The 17,146-nt window shown below is 73.2% G+C and carries 11 protein-coding genes; 6 read left to right on the top strand and 5 right to left on the bottom strand.

Annotated features, from left to right (window positions below; translation table 11 throughout):
• The first annotated feature begins 39 nt into the window (after nt 1-39).
• The 3 genes from WMF33_RS10050 to WMF33_RS10040 all read left to right on the top strand — a co-directional run bounded on the left by WMF33_RS10050 (nt 40) and on the right by WMF33_RS10040 (nt 3,468).
• A complete protein-coding gene (locus tag WMF33_RS10050) occupies nt 40-1,287 on the top strand; it encodes a putative DNA modification/repair radical SAM protein (RefSeq protein ID WP_437336949.1) in 1,248 nt (415 codons plus the stop codon).
• Complete coding sequence (locus WMF33_RS10045; RefSeq protein WP_437336948.1) at nt 1,284-2,738, top strand: UdgX family uracil-DNA binding protein; 1,455 nt, start codon at nt 1,284-1,286, stop codon at nt 2,736-2,738. The genes WMF33_RS10050 and WMF33_RS10045 overlap by 4 nt, the downstream gene beginning before the upstream one ends.
• A 463-nt stretch (nt 2,739-3,201) precedes the next feature.
• Nucleotides 3,202-3,468 carry a CVNH domain-containing protein gene (locus tag WMF33_RS10040; protein ID WP_437336947.1) on the top strand — a complete coding sequence of 89 codons (267 nt, stop codon included), beginning with the start codon at nt 3,202-3,204 and terminating at the stop codon, nt 3,466-3,468.
• 45 nt (nt 3,469-3,513) lie between these two features.
• On the opposite strand, the gene WMF33_RS10035 is transcribed toward WMF33_RS10040, so the two are convergent.
• Complete coding sequence (locus tag WMF33_RS10035) at nt 3,514-4,479, bottom strand: serine/threonine-protein kinase (protein ID WP_437336946.1); 966 nt, start codon at nt 4,477-4,479, stop codon at nt 3,514-3,516.
• Between the two features lie 83 nt (nt 4,480-4,562).
• Complete coding sequence (locus tag WMF33_RS10030; protein ID WP_437336945.1) at nt 4,563-8,018, bottom strand: nitric oxide synthase oxygenase; 3,456 nt, start codon at nt 8,016-8,018, stop codon at nt 4,563-4,565.
• Nucleotides 8,019-8,605: 587 nt separating this feature from the next.
• Between WMF33_RS10030 and WMF33_RS10025 the strand changes: the two genes are divergently transcribed.
• Complete coding sequence (locus tag WMF33_RS10025; RefSeq protein ID WP_437336944.1) at nt 8,606-9,511, top strand: DUF5995 family protein; 906 nt, start codon at nt 8,606-8,608, stop codon at nt 9,509-9,511.
• On the opposite strand, the gene rlmN is transcribed toward WMF33_RS10025, so the two are convergent.
• Complete coding sequence (gene rlmN / locus WMF33_RS10020) at nt 9,489-10,709, bottom strand: 23S rRNA (adenine(2503)-C(2))-methyltransferase RlmN (RefSeq protein WP_437336943.1); 1,221 nt, start codon at nt 10,707-10,709, stop codon at nt 9,489-9,491. The two genes, WMF33_RS10025 and rlmN, sit on opposite strands and share 23 nt — an antisense overlap.
• 669 nt (nt 10,710-11,378) lie before the next feature.
• Between rlmN and WMF33_RS10015 the strand changes: the two genes are divergently transcribed.
• Nucleotides 11,379-13,004: a hypothetical protein gene (locus WMF33_RS10015; RefSeq protein ID WP_437336942.1), complete on the top strand. Its 1,626-nt coding sequence runs from the start codon at nt 11,379-11,381 to the stop codon at nt 13,002-13,004.
• Nucleotides 13,005-13,997, top strand: coding sequence for a hypothetical protein (locus WMF33_RS10010; protein WP_437336941.1), 993 nt, complete (start codon nt 13,005-13,007; stop codon nt 13,995-13,997).
• 699 nt (nt 13,998-14,696) lie between these two features.
• Here the strand turns inward: WMF33_RS10010 and WMF33_RS10005 are convergent.
• Nucleotides 14,697-15,506: an alpha/beta hydrolase gene (locus WMF33_RS10005; protein ID WP_437336940.1), complete on the bottom strand. Its 810-nt coding sequence runs from the start codon at nt 15,504-15,506 to the stop codon at nt 14,697-14,699.
• A gap of 451 nt (nt 15,507-15,957) precedes the next feature.
• Nucleotides 15,958-16,959, bottom strand: coding sequence for a CAP domain-containing protein (locus tag WMF33_RS10000; protein ID WP_437336939.1), 1,002 nt, complete (start codon nt 16,957-16,959; stop codon nt 15,958-15,960).
• Nucleotides 16,960-17,146 lie beyond the last annotated feature (187 nt).

Here is a 17,146-nt window from a genome sequence, read left to right as displayed (position 1 = left end):
TTGCCAAGGTGAACAGAGCACCCAAGGTTGGATCGGTTCATGGAGCTCAAGCGAAAGCTCGCGATCCTCGCGGACGCCGCCAAATACGATGCCTCGTGCGCCAGCAGCGGCTCCAGCCGCCCCGCCCTGCCGCAGGGGATCGGCAGCACGGAGGGCATGGGCATCTGCCACAGCTACACGCCGGACGGCCGCTGCGTGTCGCTGCTCAAGATCCTGCTGACGAACGTCTGCATCTACGATTGCCAGTATTGCGTGAACCGCCTGTCCAGCGACGTCGAGCGCGCGAGCTTTTCGCCCAGAGAGGTGGTCGCGCTCACCCTCGATTTCTACCGGCGGAACTACATCGAAGGGCTGTTCCTGAGCTCGGGAGTCCTCAAGAGCCCCGATTATACGATGGAGCAGCTCGTGGCCGTCGCCCGGTCGTTGCGCGAGGAGCACCGGTTCGGCGGGTACATCCACTTGAAGGCGGCGCCGGGCGTCTCGCCCGAGCTCCTCGACGTGGCGGGGCGGTACGCCGATCGCCTCAGCGTCAACGTCGAGCTGCCGACGCAGCGGGATCTCGCGGCGCTCGCGCCCGAGAAGACGATGCCGGCCATCGAGGCCGCCATGGCGGAGATCCACGCGAAGATCGCCGAGGCGCGCGACGACCCGAGCCCGCGCAGGCCCGCGTTCGCGCCCGCGGGGCACAGCACGCAGATGATCGTGGGCGCGACGCCGACGAGCGACCAGGAGATCCTCGCCACCGCCTCGCGGCTGTACACGGCGCACGGGCTCCGGCGCGTCTACTACTCGGCGTTCAGCCCGATCCCGCATGCGGACGCCCGGCTCCCGGCCGAGTCCCCGCCGCTCGCGCGCGAGCACCGGCTGTACGAGGCGGACTGGCTGATCCGGTTCTACGGCTTCTCCGCGGGCGAGCTCCTGAGCGCGGCCTCGCCGAACCTGGATCTGACGATGGATCCGAAGCTCGCCTGGGCGATCGCGCACCGCGAGTTCTTCCCGGTCGACGTGAACACCGCGCCCCGGGAGGCGCTCCTCCGCGTGCCCGGGCTCGGGGTGCGGACGGTGAAGCGCGTGCTCGCGATGCGCCGCCACCGGGCCGTGCGGATGGCCGACCTCGCCCGGCTCCGCGTCCCGGTCGGCCGCGCGGCGCCGTTCCTGGTCACCGCCGACGAGCACCGCAGCGCCGCGCGGGATCTCGACCGCGCCGGGCTCGCGGCGCGGGTGCGCCCGCCGGCGCAGCTCGGGCTGTTCGAGGCGCGCGAGGTGGCGCGCTCCGGGGAGCTGTGATCCGCGCGCCCATCCCGCCGACGTTCGAGGCCTTCCGCGACGCCGCCCGCGCGCTGCTCGCCCGCCATGCGGCGCCGGAGGACGTCTTCTGGGAGGACGTGGTGGAGGGCCAGGGCGTCCTCTTCGACGCGGCGCGCCCCGCGCCGGCCGCGGGCGCGCCGTCCTCCCCGGCGCCGGGAGCGCCGTCCTCCCCGGCGCCGCGCGTCCCGGCCGCGTTCATGAGCCTCGCGAGCGCCGCGGCCTGCCATCGCGATCCCGGGCGGTTCGCGCTGCTCTACCGCGCGCTGTTCCGCCTGACCCACGGCGAGCCCTACCTGCTCGACGTCGCCGCCGATCCCGACGTGGCGAGGCTGCGCGCCCTGGAGCAGGCGGTGCGGCGCGACGTCCACAAGATGCACGCGTTCGTTCGCTTCCGGCGGGTCGAGGACGCGGGCGGCGGCGAGCGCTACGTGGCGTGGTACCGCCCGGATCACCGGATCGTGCGCCTCGCCGCGCCGTTCTTCGAGCGGCGCTTCCCGTCGATGGCGTGGTCGATCCTGACGCCGCACGAGTCGGCGCACTGGGACGGCGCGGAGCTCCGCTACGGCCCGGGGCTGCCGCGCGACGCGGCGCCGCGCGAGGACGAGCTCGAGGAGCTGTTTCGCACGTATTACCGGGCGATCTACAACCCGGCGCGGGTGAACCTCCGGGCGATGCGCGCGGAGATGCCGGCGAAGCACTGGAGCACGCTGCCCGAGACGTCGGTGATGGGCGAGCTCGTGCGGGACGCGGCGTCGCGCGTCGACGCGATGCAGGCGGGCCGCAGCGGGGCGGCGAGCGCGGCGGCGGCGTACGTGCCCGGCGCGCGCGAGCTCCCGGTGCTGCGCGAGGCGGCGGCGTCCTGCCGGGCGTGCGCGCTGTGCGAGCGGGCGACGCAGACGGTGTTCGGCGAGGGTCCGGCGGGCGCGGCGCTGATGCTGGTGGGGGAGCAGCCGGGCGACGAGGAGGACCTCTGTGGGCGGCCGTTCGTCGGCCCTGCGGGTCGCGTGCTCGACGAAGCGCTCTCCGGAGCGGGCCTGTCGCGGGGCGGCATCTACGTGACGAACGCGGTGAAGCACTTCAAGTGGGAGCCGCGCGGCGAGCGCCGTCTGCACGCGAAGCCGGTGGGCCCGGAGATCCAGGCCTGTCGCGCCTGGCTTCAGGCGGAGGTCGAGGCGGTGCGGCCGCGCGTGATCGTGTGTCTCGGCGCGACGGCGGCGCGCTCGTTCCTCGGCGGTCGATTCAGCGTCACGCAGAGCCGCGGGCAGGTCTTCAAGACGCCGTGGGCCGAGGCGTGGATGGCGACGTACCACCCGGCGGCGCTGCTCCGCATGCCCGACGAGGCGGCCCGCGCGGCGGCGCGGGCGCATTTCCAGGCGGATTTCGTGAAGGCGGCGAGCTTGGTGGCGGGTGGAGCGCAGGGGAGCGGATAAGGGCGCTGCGGGGCGTCGAGAGCGATGTCGGCGGCGTGCGTGCCAGATGACTTACGGGGACGGCGTTGTTTTCGTTCGAGGATTGAGTTCTTCGTCATGCGTGAGCAGGCGCCGCCGAGAGCATCATTCCCCGCGCACCATGAGCCGCACAGCCCCCGCGCCGGGCCCGACGCGAGAAGAACAGCTCGACGCCGAGGCAAACGATGAGAGAACCGAACCACAGAGGGCACAGAGGACAGAGAAACAAGGGAACAAATGTCTGGCCTTCCTCTCCCCCTCTGCTCTTTCCCTTCCCCTTTCTCCCCTCTCCTCTCTCCTCTATGCCCTTTGCGCCTCTGTGGTTCAATTCTTCACGTCCATACCTCCATTGCTCGCAGCTCCGGCAGGATTGCGGCCTCCAAGCGCCCGCCCCATGAGATCCCCCGAGCATCGCTCTGCAATGCGGTGCACCAAGGGGGGAATCATGAAGAGTTCACTCGTCGCGCTGGTCCTCGGCGCGCTCTCGTTGTCTGCCGTGCTGTCCAGCAGCGAACTGGCGCAAGCGCAACGACGGCCGCCGGAGGGCTCCTATCTCAGGACGTGCAGGGACGTCCGGGTGAATCGAGGCACGCTGCAAGCGATGTGCAGGGACCGGAGGGGGAACTATCAGAGGACGCGCATGGTCGATTTCCGGCGGTGCCGCGGAGACATCGCGAACGACAACGGCCACCTCCGCTGCGGCCACCGCTGACGCGCGCCGCAGCCGGACAGGGCGCCCGCCGCGCGGCGGGCGCCCTCAGCGGCGAGGGAGCGGGGCCCCCGCCGGGATCCGGCCCTCCTCCACGGCGACCACGTACGGCGGCAGGCGGCCCGCCCGCACCGCGCGGACGTCGGCGCGCATCGTCGCCGCGTCGGGATAACGCTCGACCTTGTGGAACGCGAGGGCGCGATCCACGACGTCGCACACCTCGGAGGGCACGCCCGGCGCACACAGCGCGAGCGACGGCGCCCGCTCCGTCGCCGCGGCGATGAGCAGGCGCGCGTCGGCGACGTCGCCGTGGATCGCGCGGCCAGAGAGCAGCCGGAACATCGTGGCGCCCAGGCCGAAGACGTCGGTCCGGCCGTCGATCTCGCGGACCATCCCCGTCGCCTGCTCGGGCGCCATGTACTCGCTCGTGCCGAGCGCCACCCCCGTCCTCGTGGCCGTCTTCTCCGGCAGCTCCCCCATCCCGAACGGCAGCGGATCGAGCACGCGCGCGATCCCGAAATCGAGCACCTTCACCCGCCCGTCGTTCCCGATGTGCAGATTCTCGGGCTTGATGTCCCGGTGCACCACGCCGTGCGCGTGCGCCACGACGAGCACATCGAGGACCCGCTCCGCCAGCGCCATCACCTGGCCCACCGGGAGCGTCCCCGCGCGGGCCATGCGGTCGAAGACCGTCTCGCCCTCGAGCACCTCCATCGCCAGGTAGGCCGCCCCGTCGTCCGCGATGCCCGACTCCAGCACGAGCGGCAGCCCCTCGCAGAGCGGGCCGACCGCGGCCAGGGCGCTGCCGATCGGGCCCTCGCGCAGGAAGCGCTTCCGCAGCTCCTCGATCTGGCTCAACGACGGGTGCAGGACCTTCACCGCCGCGACCTGGCCGTCCGCGCGCCGCCCGAGGAAGACGCTCGCCATCCCGCCGCCCCCGAGCACGCGCTCCACCCTCCAGGTGCCGATCCGCGTGCCGATGCGCTGCGCCGCGAGCTCCTCGTCGTCCATCATCGCGCGCGGAGGTTACCAGACCGCCGCCGGCCCGATCGGGAAACCCCGCCAGCACCGCGAAACACGCCCGCTCCCGCCCCGAGCTACCCCTTCCGCTCCTTCCACGGATCGTCCTGATACAGGTAGTTCGGCTTCAGGATCTTGTTCTCCATGTTGGTGTGGAACACCGCCATGGTCGACGCCGACATCGGCGGCACGATCCACGACCAGTCCGCGTAGACCGGGCGCTCGCATTGCCGCTCCTGCTGCTCGAACTTCTTGAAGTACTCCGAGAGCGTGTGGTGGTCGAGCATCCGCACCTTCGCCTGCCGGAACGAGTGCAGCACCGCGATGTTCAGCTCGACCAGCGCGGCGTCCTGCCACAGCGTGTCGCTGCGCGACCGGTCCAGCCCGAGGCGATCCGCGATCAGCGGCAGCTGGTTGTACCGCGTCACGTCGCTCAGGTTGCGCGCGCCGATCTCGGTCCCCATGTAGAAGCCGTTGAACGGCGCCGCCGTGTAGTGGATCCCGCCGAGATCGAGGGCCATGTTGCAGACCGCCGGCAGCGCGTGCCACTTCAGCCCGAGCTCGGCGAACCACGCGTGCCGCGGGTGCTCGATCGGCACCTCGAGCACCCGCTCCCGCGGCAGCTCGAACCACCGCGGCCGCGCGTCGCCGATCTGGATGATCAGCGGCAGCAGATCGAACCGCGTCCGCTCCCCGCCCGGCCACCCCAGCGAGAGCGCCTGGTCCGTCAGCTCCACGTTCGCCGGATCGCCCAGGATGCCCCCCTCCGGGAGCCGGTAGCCCGCATAGCGGGCGAGCTGCCCGTTCCAGATGCGGATCCGCGGCTCCCCCGGCCGGAACACCGACATCGTCGCCCGGATGTCGCCCCCGTTCGTCGCCAGATCGAGGTGCTCGACGAGCGCCTGGAAGATCTCCTCCTCCGTCGTCAGGTGCCGCAGGTCGCGCACGTGGAGCGTCGACCAGAAGAAGCGCCCGATGCACCGCGAGCTGTTCCGCCACGCCAGCCGCGCCCCGTAGGCGAGCTCGTCGGGCAGGTGCGTATAGGTCCCGTGCTTCTCCAGGCTTGCCCGCACCTCCTGCCAGCGCTCGTCCACGGCCGACGGCACGCCGAGCTCCGCGTAGCACTGGCGCAGGAACGCCTCGGCCTCGGTCAGCGCCGCCGCGGGCGCCGTCGGGGTCAGCTGAAACGACCCGTGCTCGACCGGACAGACGCCGCCGGCCGCACGAACGGCGCCGGACCGCCGGAGCGGCGCCTGCCGGATCGTGCCCGCGGCGTCGACGTTCGAGGTGAACAGCTCCCGCTGGATGGCGTCCGCCGGCCAGCCCGCCGCGCGCAGGTGCTCGTGCGCGTCGCGCATGAAGCCCTCGGGCCCGCACACGAGCGCCCGCGAGCCCGGCCGGTACGGGTACAGCTCGACAACGTCCTCCGCGGAGAGCCGCCCCTCCGCCTGCGTCGCGCGCAGGCGGAGCGCGGCGCCGGGCGTGCGGCCGGCGATCGCGCGCAGCTCCTCCTCGAAATAGAGGAAGTCGGCGGCGCGCGACGCCGACCAGTCCAGGAGGAAGGCCCGCGCCTCGGGGCGGTCCGCCCTCCCGTCGAGCGCCCGCAGCATCGCCATCGCCGGCGTGACGCCGATCCCGCCCGCGAGGAACACCACCCGCTCCACCGGCGGCCCCGGCAGCACGAAGCTCCCCCGCGGCGCCGAGGCGCGCAGCAGCGAGGCCGCGGCGCGCTCGCACAGCCACCGCGAGAACACCCCGAGCTCCTCGCGCTTCACCGTGATCTCGTAGTCGCCGCCCGCGCGCGCCGGCGCCGAGAGCGTGTACGCGCGCGCCACCCAGCGCCGATCGAGGTAGCCCTGCACGAGCACGTGCTGCCCGGGCACGGACGCCGCCGGCGCGCCGCCGACCGGCGACAGCGCGATCTGGAAGATCCCGGGGGCGAGCTCCCGCGCGCCCTTCACCTCGGCCTGCACCAGGCTCGACCCGCCGAACATCTCCTCGATCGCCGGGACGCAGCCGCCGCAGATCTGGCCCGCCCGCGTCCGCTCCGACAGCTCGGCCACCGTCGCGCACCCGCCCTCGATGAGCCCCGTGATCTGCCCCCGCTTGACCCCGGCGCAGTTGCACACGACCTCGTTCGGCTCGCACAGCGCCGCGGACTGCTCGAGCTTCAGCTCGCCGAGCTCCCGGAACGTCGCGAGCTGCCAGCCGGGCAGCGGGGCGCGCGTCATGAGCTGCCGCATCGCCGAGGGGAGGCCCTGCCACTCGCCCTCGACGTGCACCCCCGCGAGCTGCCCGCCCGACACGAGCAGCGCGCGGCGCTTGTCGCGGTCCCCGCACGTCACCCACCGGAGGCTCTCGGCGGGCGCGTCGAGCCACCGCGCCGAGACGCCGCTCCCGTCGAGCGCGCGGAAGAGCGTGAGGATCCGGCCGCCGCCGTCCACGATCGACGAGACGGCGGCCTGCTTGCCGGCCAGCGCGCCCATCGCGGCGCCGTCCTCGACCGTCGCCTCGCGCTGCGAGAGGAGCCCCTGCCCGGGGAGCAGGTGGACGTTGACGTAGTCGAGCGCGTGCCGCTCCGCCCACGCGTCGACGCTCGCGGGCGGGAGCTCGAGCCAGGCCTCGGCCGGCCCCTCGGGGATCCCTTCGGCGGCCACGCTCGCCCAGCCCTCGACCAGCGCCTCGGCCGCCGCCCGCCGCAGGCCCGCCCGCACCAGCGCGGCGACGGCCTTGTCCGCCGGCGTGTCGACGTACCGGATCTCGAAGGTGTCCTCGCGGAGCAGCTGCTGGACCAGGTTGTCGAGCCGCCCCCGCAACCCGGCGGTGAACTCCTCGAAATCGAGCGTCCCGTCCCCGGTCGTGTCCGCCGCCACGAGCAGCGCCCTCGCCTCGTCGGCCGGGATTCCGAGCCCGGTGAGGTAGGGCAGGAGCTCGTCCTCGCTGAGCGCGCGGTTGTTGTCGCGATCGATCTCCTCGAACCTGCGCCACGCGAAGCGCTCGCTGGCGAGGGCGGCCCGGACGGCGCGGGAGAGCGCGGCCGCCACCTCGGCGCCGGTGCGCGCGGCGGGGCCGCGGACGACCGGCGCCTCCACGCCGGGCTGCTCCAGCGCGCGGATCGCCATGCGGGCCACGTCGGCCGGCGCCACCCAGGGCAGCGCGGCGCCTCCGAGCGGCAGCGGCAGCGTGCGACGGAGCCGGATGTCCTCGCGCCAGAGGTTGAGCGCGCTGAGCAGCGGCCCGTGCCACACGGCCGTCACCCGGTGGCCGGAGGCGCGCACGAACGCCTCAGCGTCGCGGATCTGCTGCCCCAGCGGGCTCGAGGGAGGAACGTAGGGCGCCACCCAGAGCAGGTGCGACGCGCCCACCTCCTTCGCCGACGCGACGAACGTCCGCGCGGCGACGTGCGGATAGGCGAGATCCGCGGTGCTCAGCACGAGCGCGACGACCGGCTCCGCGGGCTCGATCGGCAGCGACTGGAGGAAGGAGGCGAGGTCGTTCTTCGGCTCGGAGCAGACGATTTTGAGGAAGCTCATGGTGCTCGGCAGGGGCAGCGCGGAGGAGCGGAGCTCGCCCTTCCGCGCGCCGGTCGATGTCGATGGATGCGGGCAGGCGCGCGATCCCGCCCGCCAGGATACGGCGCAACGCCCGCGTTCCGCGGGCGAAACGTCGGCCCGGCGCGTCAACGCGAAACGTCAGCTCGACGCGTCGCACAGGGTGGCGTCAAGTCGCCAAAACACGCGGAGCGTCAGGGCATCCCGCATTTTGAGTGAAGGGAATCCGTCCGCGCGTAACAATCTGCCCCATGGGGCACTTTGGCGCCCCGGTCAGCGCTCTCACCGTGTCGGGCAGATGGCGCTCCTGTGACCACCGCGCGCAGGTCCGCTCCGGATAGCCGCTGACGACCACCGACGGCCTCGCGCGCTCGCCCGCGGTTTCGGGTCGACGAACTCCGCTGGATTCGCGGGAAATCACGCGAGCGCGGGCGCGGTGGACGAGCGCGCCTGCGGCGCTGGCGCGCGCTCGAGCTCCGCCCGGCGCGGCTCACCACACCTCAACACGGTGTACGACTGCGAACCGGACATACGGGCACGATCCTTGAATTCGCTCGCTCAGCGCAGCCATGAAGACCCTTACTTCCGACCGGCCCCTCGCGATGGTGAGCAAGCAGACGCGGTCCTCTGCCGCGTGCCGTCCCGCGGACTCCGCCGCGCGTCACGCCATCCTGCAGGGGGTGACGATGAAGCCGGCGAACGTGGCGGAAGCGCTGGTGGCGCTGGAGACGGTCGCGGCGCGGCTGCGCGAGAGGAACGACCCCCGGGCGGTGTTCCCCGACGTCTACGCCGTGATCACGCGCCGCGTGAAGGAGGCGGTCGTCGACGGCACGGATCAGAGGTTCCTCGAGCCCGCGTGGATCTCGCGCCTCGCCGGGATCTTCTGCGAGTACTACCTGGCGGCGCTCGCGGCGTCGCTGGACGGGCGCTCGACGGGCGTGGAGGCGTGGGACGTCGCCTTCCAGTGCAGCCGCACCGACGGGACGGCGGCGGCGGTGCACGCGCTGCTCGGCATCAACGCGCACATCAACTACGACCTGGCCCTCGGGCTCTACCGGAACATCGTCCAGCACGGCGCAGCGCAGGACGCCCGCCTTCTCCACCGCTACCGGCACGACCACGATCTTGTGAATGAAATTCTCGCGGCAGCGATGCCGGAAATCTTCGCGATCCTGAGCGATCGTTATGGCTGCCCGCTCGCCCGGATCGCGACCTTTACCAAGGACGTGCAGCGCACGGTGTCGAGCGTCGTGCTCTTCCTGCTCAAGGGCTGGCGCGACCGGGTCTGGAGCGACCTGCTCTCCTTGCTCGACACGGTCGAGGCGGCCGACGCGATGGCCAAGCGCGCTGTGGTCGTCCGGATGAACCAGCACTCCGGGAAGGTCGCCCGCACGTTCGCGGCGGGCAACGGGGCGCTCCGGGTGGGCGCGCCGTTCGTCCGGAGCGCCGCCCTCAAGCTGGCGCTGGCTGCCTGACGCGGGCCATCCCCGCGAGCTGGCCGCAGGCGCCGCCCACGTCGCGCCCCCGCGGCCGCCGCACCAGCGTCGTCACGCCGTGGCCGGACAGCCGCGCCACGAACGCGTCGAGCCGCTCCGCGGACGGCGGGCGCAGCGCCGGATCCGGGCCGGGGTTGCAGGGGATGACGTTCACGCGGCAGCGGAGCCCGGCGACGTACGCGGCGAGGAGGTCCGCGTCGTCCGGGGCGTCGTTGTACCGATCGAAGAGCACGTACTCGAACAGCACGCGCCGGCCCGGCGGCAGCGATCGCGCGAGCGCCTCCTTCAGCGCCGCCATCGAGAAGCGCGCGTTGACCGGCATGATCGCCTGCCGGCGCGCGTCGTCCGGGGCGTTGAGGCTGACGGCGAGCTCCGCCCGCGCCTCGCGGAAGAACGCCTCGATCTTGTCCGCGACCCCGACGGTGCTCACGGTCACGTGCGACGGCGCGAACCGGAACGCGCGCGGGTCGGTGAGCAGGCGGATGGCCTTGAGCACCTCGCCGAGGTTGTCGAACGGCTCGCCCATGCCCATGAAGACGAGGTTCCGGAGCGGCGCGCCGCGGCGCGTTTGTCCTTCGGCGAGCGCGAGCGCCTGCGCGATCCGGACCTGATCGACGATCTCGCCGGCGGCGAGCTGGCGCGCGAGCCCGAGCCGGCCCGTCTCGCAGAACGCGCAGGCCCGGGCGCAGCCGACCTGGCTCGAGACGCACAGCGTGGTGCGGGCCGGCCCGGGGATGAGCACCGACTCGATGAGCGCGCCGTCGCGCGCGCGCAGGACCAGCCGGAGCGTGTCGTCCTCGGACGGCGCCCGCTCGGCGACCTCGAGCGACAGGCCGGGCTCGAGCGCGAGCAGCGCCTCGTGCGCCCACGCTCCGACGCCCAGGGCGGCGAGCGCGGCCGCGTCCCACGCCGGCGCGGGCCGCTCGGCGCCCGGCTCCGCGCCGAACGCGTGGCGCACCACCTTGCCGGCGACCGCGCGCGCCGCGGACGCCGTGCCGCCGGCCTTGCGGAGGAGCTCCGCGAGCGAGGCCGCGTCGTGATCGGCGAGGCGCGCGCGCCAACGTGGGGCGCGCGCGCTCCTCCGGATCAGCGGTCGCGCCGGGACGGGCGCCGGCGGCGGCGGATCGCCGGCGCGGAGGGCCGGCGCGCCCTCTTCGGGGATTTCCGGAACGCGCATGCGCACCAGCTAGCACGCCGCGCGCGGCGCCGCGCGGCCCTGCGCTCGCCGCCCCCGCGCCCGGCGCGGCGCCCGCGTCCGGACGGCCGCCAGCGGGCCGAGCACCCCGGCGAGGCCCCAGCGGCCGCCGGGTCCGCCTCCACAGGTCGTCACGCGGCTGTCAAGGAAGACCCGGCATCCGGACCCGGCCATCCCCTTCGGTGCCAGCAACGGGGACGAAATCTGCCCCCTGTCTGGGGTCATCGGGTGGCCAAGCTGTGGACAAGCGGTTGGGCTTTCAAACACGGCTCAGATGCGTGATTTTTGGGTTGCAGATCGGGCTCGGAGGAGGGAGTTTAGCGCCCGGAAGTTCTGCGGCGCGTCGGGCCGCGGAGTGCCCGAGATCGCAGAAAAAAATCGGTGGCATCGGTGTGGGCGGCGCGTCCATGCCCGGGCTGGCGTTGGCCGGCGCCGGCGCTTGGAGGAGCTGCCGCCGCGAGCGACGCAGGACCCGGCAGCTTCCCAGAAGATGTCGAGGGCCCCCGTCTGGGTATTCCACAAGCTGGGAACAACCTGTGGATTATTTGTCCGTGGTGCGCCCTCCGAGCGGCGGAGGCCGGCTGGGCGGTACACCTGCCGCGGAGTTTTTGTAGCGCTCGCGGCCACACCGGTGGGCTACGTTGCGGGCCGATGCCCCTACGCAACGGCTCCGCTCTCCGCGCGCCGCGCGCGCTGGTCGCGATCGCGGCGGGGGGGCTCTCCGGGTGGCTCGTCGCGGGCGCGGCGGCCGCGCAGGCGCCTCCCCGGGATGCGCAGGCGGAGGCGGCCCTGAACGAGGCGATGGGGGTCGACTACTTCGAGACCCGGTTCGATCAGGCGGAGCGCAAGCTGCGGGCCGCCATCGACGCCTGCGGCGCGTCGGAGTGCTCGCCCGCGATGAAGGCCAGGCTGTTCGTCGCGCTCGGCTCCGTGCTCGCCCAGGGCAGAAAGGAGCTGGGGGACGCACGCGACGCGTTCGCGGACGCCCTGCGCATCGATCCGTCGGCGAAGCCGAGCCCGGATCTCGCGACGCCTGAGGTCTCGTTCGCGTTCGAGCAGGCGCGGGCCGCGACCGGCGTCGCTGCGCCCGCGGCGGCCGGGCCGCAGCTCACGATCGCGCCGCCGCCCGAGCAGCGCATCCGCACGCCCGTCCCGATCTATGTCGAGGTCCCGGCCGAGCTGCTGCCCAGCGTGAAGCAGGTGACGCTCTGGTACCAGGCGCCCGGCGAGCGCGAGTACCGCCCGCTCGTCATGAAGAAGCTGCGCGGCCAGGGGTTCGGGATCAACGTGCCGTGCGCCGCGACCTCCGCGGAGGGGACGCTCCGCTATCACGTCGCGGCCGTCGACGAGGACGGCGCGATCCTCGCGAGCGCGGGCGCGCGCGACGCGCCGCTCACCACGGAGATCGAGGCGCGCATCGCGTCGGCGCCGCCCCGCTGGCCGGGCCACGCGCCGCCGGCGATGTGCGCGGCGCCGGAGCGGGAGCGGCCGCGGCAGTGCCTCGACGACCGGCAGTGCAGCCGGGGGCTCGCCTGCGTCCGCGGCGCGTGCGTCGAGAGGCCCCCCGCGGAGGTCGCGCCCAGCGTCTCGCGGAACTGGGTCGGGCTCACCTTCTCCCCCGACGTCGCGCTGCTGTCCGGCAGGGAGGTGTGCTCCCTCGCGTCGCAGGAGCGCGGCAACTTCGTCTGCCTGCGCGGCGACGGGACCCGGTACGACGGCGCGCCGACGCCGGACGTCGCGAACGACGTGAACCTCGGCTTCGCGCTCGCGACGTCGCGGGTGGCGCTCGCCTACGATCGGCTGGTCCTCGACAACCTCACGGTCGGCGGCCGCGTCGGCTTCGCGGCCGGCGGCACGACGGGCGGCGGCGCCTCGTTCCTGCCGCTCCACCTCGAGGCGCGGGCGCAGTACTTCCTCATGGCGCGGCCGTTCGAGCAGCTCGGCGCCCGCCCGTTCGTGCTCGCCGCGGCCGGGGTCGCGCAGGTCGACGCCGAGGTCGACGTGGAGGTCCTCGAGGACGCGGCCGCGTGCGGGGCCGATCCTGACGACATCACGAGCCCGTGCACGAGGCCCGGCCGCAGCGGCAGGGTCGAGGAGCGCCAGCAGACGCTCGCCGCGACCCGGCAAGCGGGCCAGGGGTTCGCGTCGCTCGGCGCGGGCGTCGCCTATGCGCCGCTCGAGGCCGTATCGCTGAACCTCGCGCTCCGCGCGAGCCTCACCTTTCCTGCCGTGACCGCCGTCCTCTCTCCGGAGGTCGGCCTCTCCCTGGGGTTCTGAATGGCCGATACGTCGGATCAGCGCCGGGGCGCGACGCCCCCGGGCGCGCTGCGCAACCCGAAGATCGACGCCGCGATCGAGCGCGCCGTGCAGCTCGGCGACCCGGCCGAGCTGCTCGCGCTGCTCGATCGCAGCTCCGGGCTCCCTGCCCGGCGCGGCGGGGGGCGCGCGCCCGGGCCCGACCTCGGCCCGAACGCCCCCTTGCCGCGCGTGAACCTGGATCTCGCGCGCGCGGTCGGCGCGGCGATCGCGGACCGCGGCGCGCCGGCCGAGCGCCTCGTGCGGGCGCTCTGCTCGAGCGCCGAGGAGTACGCGCTCATCGTGGCGGCGCAGGCGCTCGCGGCGATCGCGGCGATCGCGACGAAGGACGCGCAGGCGGAGGGCGCGGCCAGGTCGGGGCGGCCGCCGCGCGCGCGGGGCGGCCGGGGCGGGCTCGATCCGCTGGGCGAGCTCGGGCAGCTGGCCGAGGATCCGCGGCGCGTCGTGCGCGACGGGGTCGTGGCGGCGCTCCGCGCCGTCATCGCGGCGCGCGGCGACGCGGTGGTCGGCGAGCTCTCGTCCTGGACCGACGGCTACTTGCAGGCGTACGTGGCGCTCGAGGCGCTCGCGGAGCGCACGCTGCTCACGGGGCTCTCGGCGGGCGCGGAGGTGGTCGCGCGGCTCGAGGAGGCGTTCGCGATCTCGGATCGCTCGCCTCGGGCCGACGAGCGGCTGCAGGGGCTGCGCCTCCTGCGGCAGGGGATGCCCGCGCAGATCGCGACCCTGGCGGGGCGCTTCCCCGAGGTGGTGCGCTGGCTGGAGGAGAAGGCGCAGGCGGAGCGCCCCGAGTCGCGCGACGTCGTGGCGCAGGCGATCGCGGCGCTCCGGAAGGGGTCGTTCTCGGACGCGGAGACCGATCGGCTCGCCGCGGCGCTCTCGGCGACCGCCCCGCCGCCGCGCGACCCGTCGCGCATCGTCCAGGGGACGCGCAAGCGGAGCAAGGGGCGGCGGTAGAGGGGCCGGGGCAGCTGCGAATGGGAGCGGTTGTCGCCCGAGACGGCTGACTCGACGACGCTGGGCCGCTCGTTGTGGCTTTTCAGGAGTGATCCACGAAGGCGACAACGAATCGGGATCCCGGGGGCAGCCGCATGCTCACCAGAGAGACTGTTGCCATGGATGCCCAGCCAGCTCCTCCCGTTCTAATATCGTTGATTGGCCGTGAGTATCATGAGCAGCAGCGTCAATCGATTTCGACACCTACGGCAATTCCCATTCGAACTCGCACTCTTCACAGCGTAGACACAGATTCTCTGAGCCGTTGCCCCTGGCGACATCGAGCCTACCCTGGCCGCAGATCAGACAAGCCCAAATAGCAGCGTAGCTCTGCGTGATTTTTGCGCCCGCGGACCATTCCCACGAACCCCGGCAATCATCTGGTTCGTACCTGACTGCGTAACGATGATTCTGAGTTGAGATGGTGGATCGAGCCTAGCCGACCGCATGAGCCGAGGTACGCCGGGCAGCACGGTCCGGAAAGCGCCTGAGTTGCACGAACAGGCCGTCCGATCCGACCTCGGCGTGGAAGGGCCCTCCCTCGCGTGAGCAGGACGACCGAGAATCGTCGCACGCGATCGTGCGTCGCCGCGAGGAGCGTGCTGCGTCGCCCGGCCCCGGCCGTTCGTAGCGTGGCCCGACCGGCGCACGCCCCGACGCTCAAGCCGCCTGCTGCGACCCCTCCGCCCCGCCGGCGCCCCCCTGCCGCTCCCCGGCGGCCTCGGCGAACAGGAACTGCAGCGCTCCCGGCGCGCGCCGGCGCCACGCGTCCTCGGAGTGCGTCCCGCCCTCGTCCGGGCAGAAGAGCAGGTTCGGCTCGCCGTAGCCCCGCTCGCGCAGGTGCTCCACGAGCCGCGCGGCGTCGCGCAGCACCGAGCCGCCGTCCTCCTGCGCGCCGGCGTCGACGTACAGCCGCGAGCCCGGAGGGACGGGCTGCGACGCGATGAAGTCGAAGATCTTCCGCTCCGCGAACCAGAGCGACGGCGACATGCAGAGCGCGGCCCCGAGCACGTCGGGGCGGCGGAAATGCGCGTAGAGCGCCGCGAGGCCCCCCATCGACGAGCCGCCGATCGCCGTGCCGGCCGCGTCGCGCCGCACCGGGAAGCGCTCCCGCACGGCCGGCACGATCTCGGACGCGATCCAGCCGAGGAAGTCGTCGAGCCTCCCCTCGCTGCCGTCGCCCGGGAACGGCGACAGCTCGGTCAGCCGTTCGCTCCCGCCGTGATCGATCCCCACGAGGACCGGCGCCACCTGGCCTCGATCCGAGAGATCGCGCACCGCCTCGTGCAGGTGCCAGCCGCCGCTGTAGGAGGGATCGTCGTGAAAGACGTTCTGCCCATCGAACAGAAAGAGCACCGGCGACGGCGCGGCGTGCGCCCCCTCGCTGGGCAGATAGACACGGACGTTGCGCTCCCCCTGGAAGCCGGGAATCCGATACGGACCGAGGAGATAGATGATGTGTTCCGACATGGGCTCTTCCAGACGGAGGACCCGCGCAGCCCGATCGATCGCCCGAGCACACCGCCCGTCCCCAGGAAGACGGGAAGTCCTGGATCTGCTTCCGACTTCCCGCCTTCCTGGGAGCTGCCTCCCGATCCACGCGGGGTACCTGCTCCCCACGCCGATCGGAGCCGCTGAGGGCGCGCGCTCGCCGAGCTGCGCGAGCCAGGCCCCTGGACGGCCGAGTCCTGCGGTCGTTCGCGATTCTTCGCCTGCGCGGAGGTCCGTTCCGCCGCCCCCGGTGTGAAGCAATCGCCAGGCCGCCCCTCGTTCGCGGCGTACCGGCCGTGGCACGCGGCGCGGACCTGGGCCGCTTCCGCCCAGATCGCGCCGCGCCGCCGTGGCAGAACGCCTCATGCGTGACAGGCTGCTCCGCGCCGTCAGCGGCCGCGCACGTGCGCGGCATCACGGGTGCTCGGCGCTAGTTGCAGCTCGCGTCGGACGCGCCGCCGAACATCGTGGTCCAGTAGGACCCGTACGTCCCGCCTCCGGTCGCCCGTCCGATGCCGATGACCTTGTAGGACGACCCGAGCATGTTCTTGTTGTGGCCGTCCGAGTTCTTCCACTGGGTGAACGTCTCCTGCGCCGCCGATTTGCCCGCGGCGATGTTCTCGGCCATGGCGGTCCTGCCGGCGGACGCATAACAGGCGTTGGCCGCGCGATCCCACGGCGTCCGGCCATCCTGGCTCGCGTGATCGAAGTAGTTGTGATCGCGCATGTCCTCGCTGTGCCCCTGGGCGGCGCGGCTCAGCGCGGTGCACGCCGAGAGCGCCCCGAGGCCGTTCTGCGCGCGGTACTGGTTGATGATGGACAGGAACGCCTGCTCCTCGGCATCGAGCGGCGTGGTGCTGGGCCCCGCGCCGCCGCACGTCTCGCCGCCTGTACCCGTCGAGCCGCCTTCGCCCGTCGAGCCGCCCACGCCCGTCGAGCCGCCCACGCCCGTCGAGCCGCCCTCCCCCGTCGAGCCGCCCTCCCCCGTCGAGCCGCCCGTGCCCGTGCCCGTCGAGCCGCCGTCCGGCGCCGCGGGGGCGCACGCGACCTGAACGTACATCCGCTTCGCGCTCCTCCTGCACGGATCGCCGAAGGTCGCGTTGTTCGCCCGCACGGTGCAGCTCGACTGCCCGAGGCACGCGCGCTCCACCACCGCCTTCGACGTCGGCGCGTTGCACGAGGTCGCGCGGTAGCTGCCGCAGACCCCCCGCGGCGTGCCGTAGCTCGCGAACTCGACCGCCGTGATGACCTCGCCGGCCGGACAGGAGAGCGAGATATCCGAGCCCTCCGGAGCGGTATCGCAGACCGCCCCCTCGACCGGCTCGGACGCCTCGCCGGAAGGCTCGTGATCGACCTCGGTCGATGCGAGACAACCGACGGCAGAACAGCCAGCGATGAAGGCGAGGACCAGCGTCCGGTGCAAAGCGCTCATATGCATGCTCCTTGTGATTAAGCCCGTCTGAGCTCGGCCCGCCCCGGCCCCGCGGCTCGCGCCGGCAGGTACGCCGGGGCACACGGCGCCATGGCGGGCCACCCCAGTACAGCGTTGTTCAGGGGGCGGAGTAGCGCCCAGCGCGATCCCGCGCAGCGCAGCGCCTCCCTTCAGTTCGCTGACAACA

Origin of the sequence: Sorangium sp. So ce394 (genome assembly GCF_051474665.1) — a bacterium.
GTDB classification, from domain to species: domain Bacteria; phylum Myxococcota_A; class Polyangia; order Polyangiales; family Polyangiaceae; genus Sorangium; species Sorangium cellulosum_D.
Note: the sequence above shows the minus strand (reverse complement) of the source record. Positions and strands in the feature narration are given on the sequence as shown.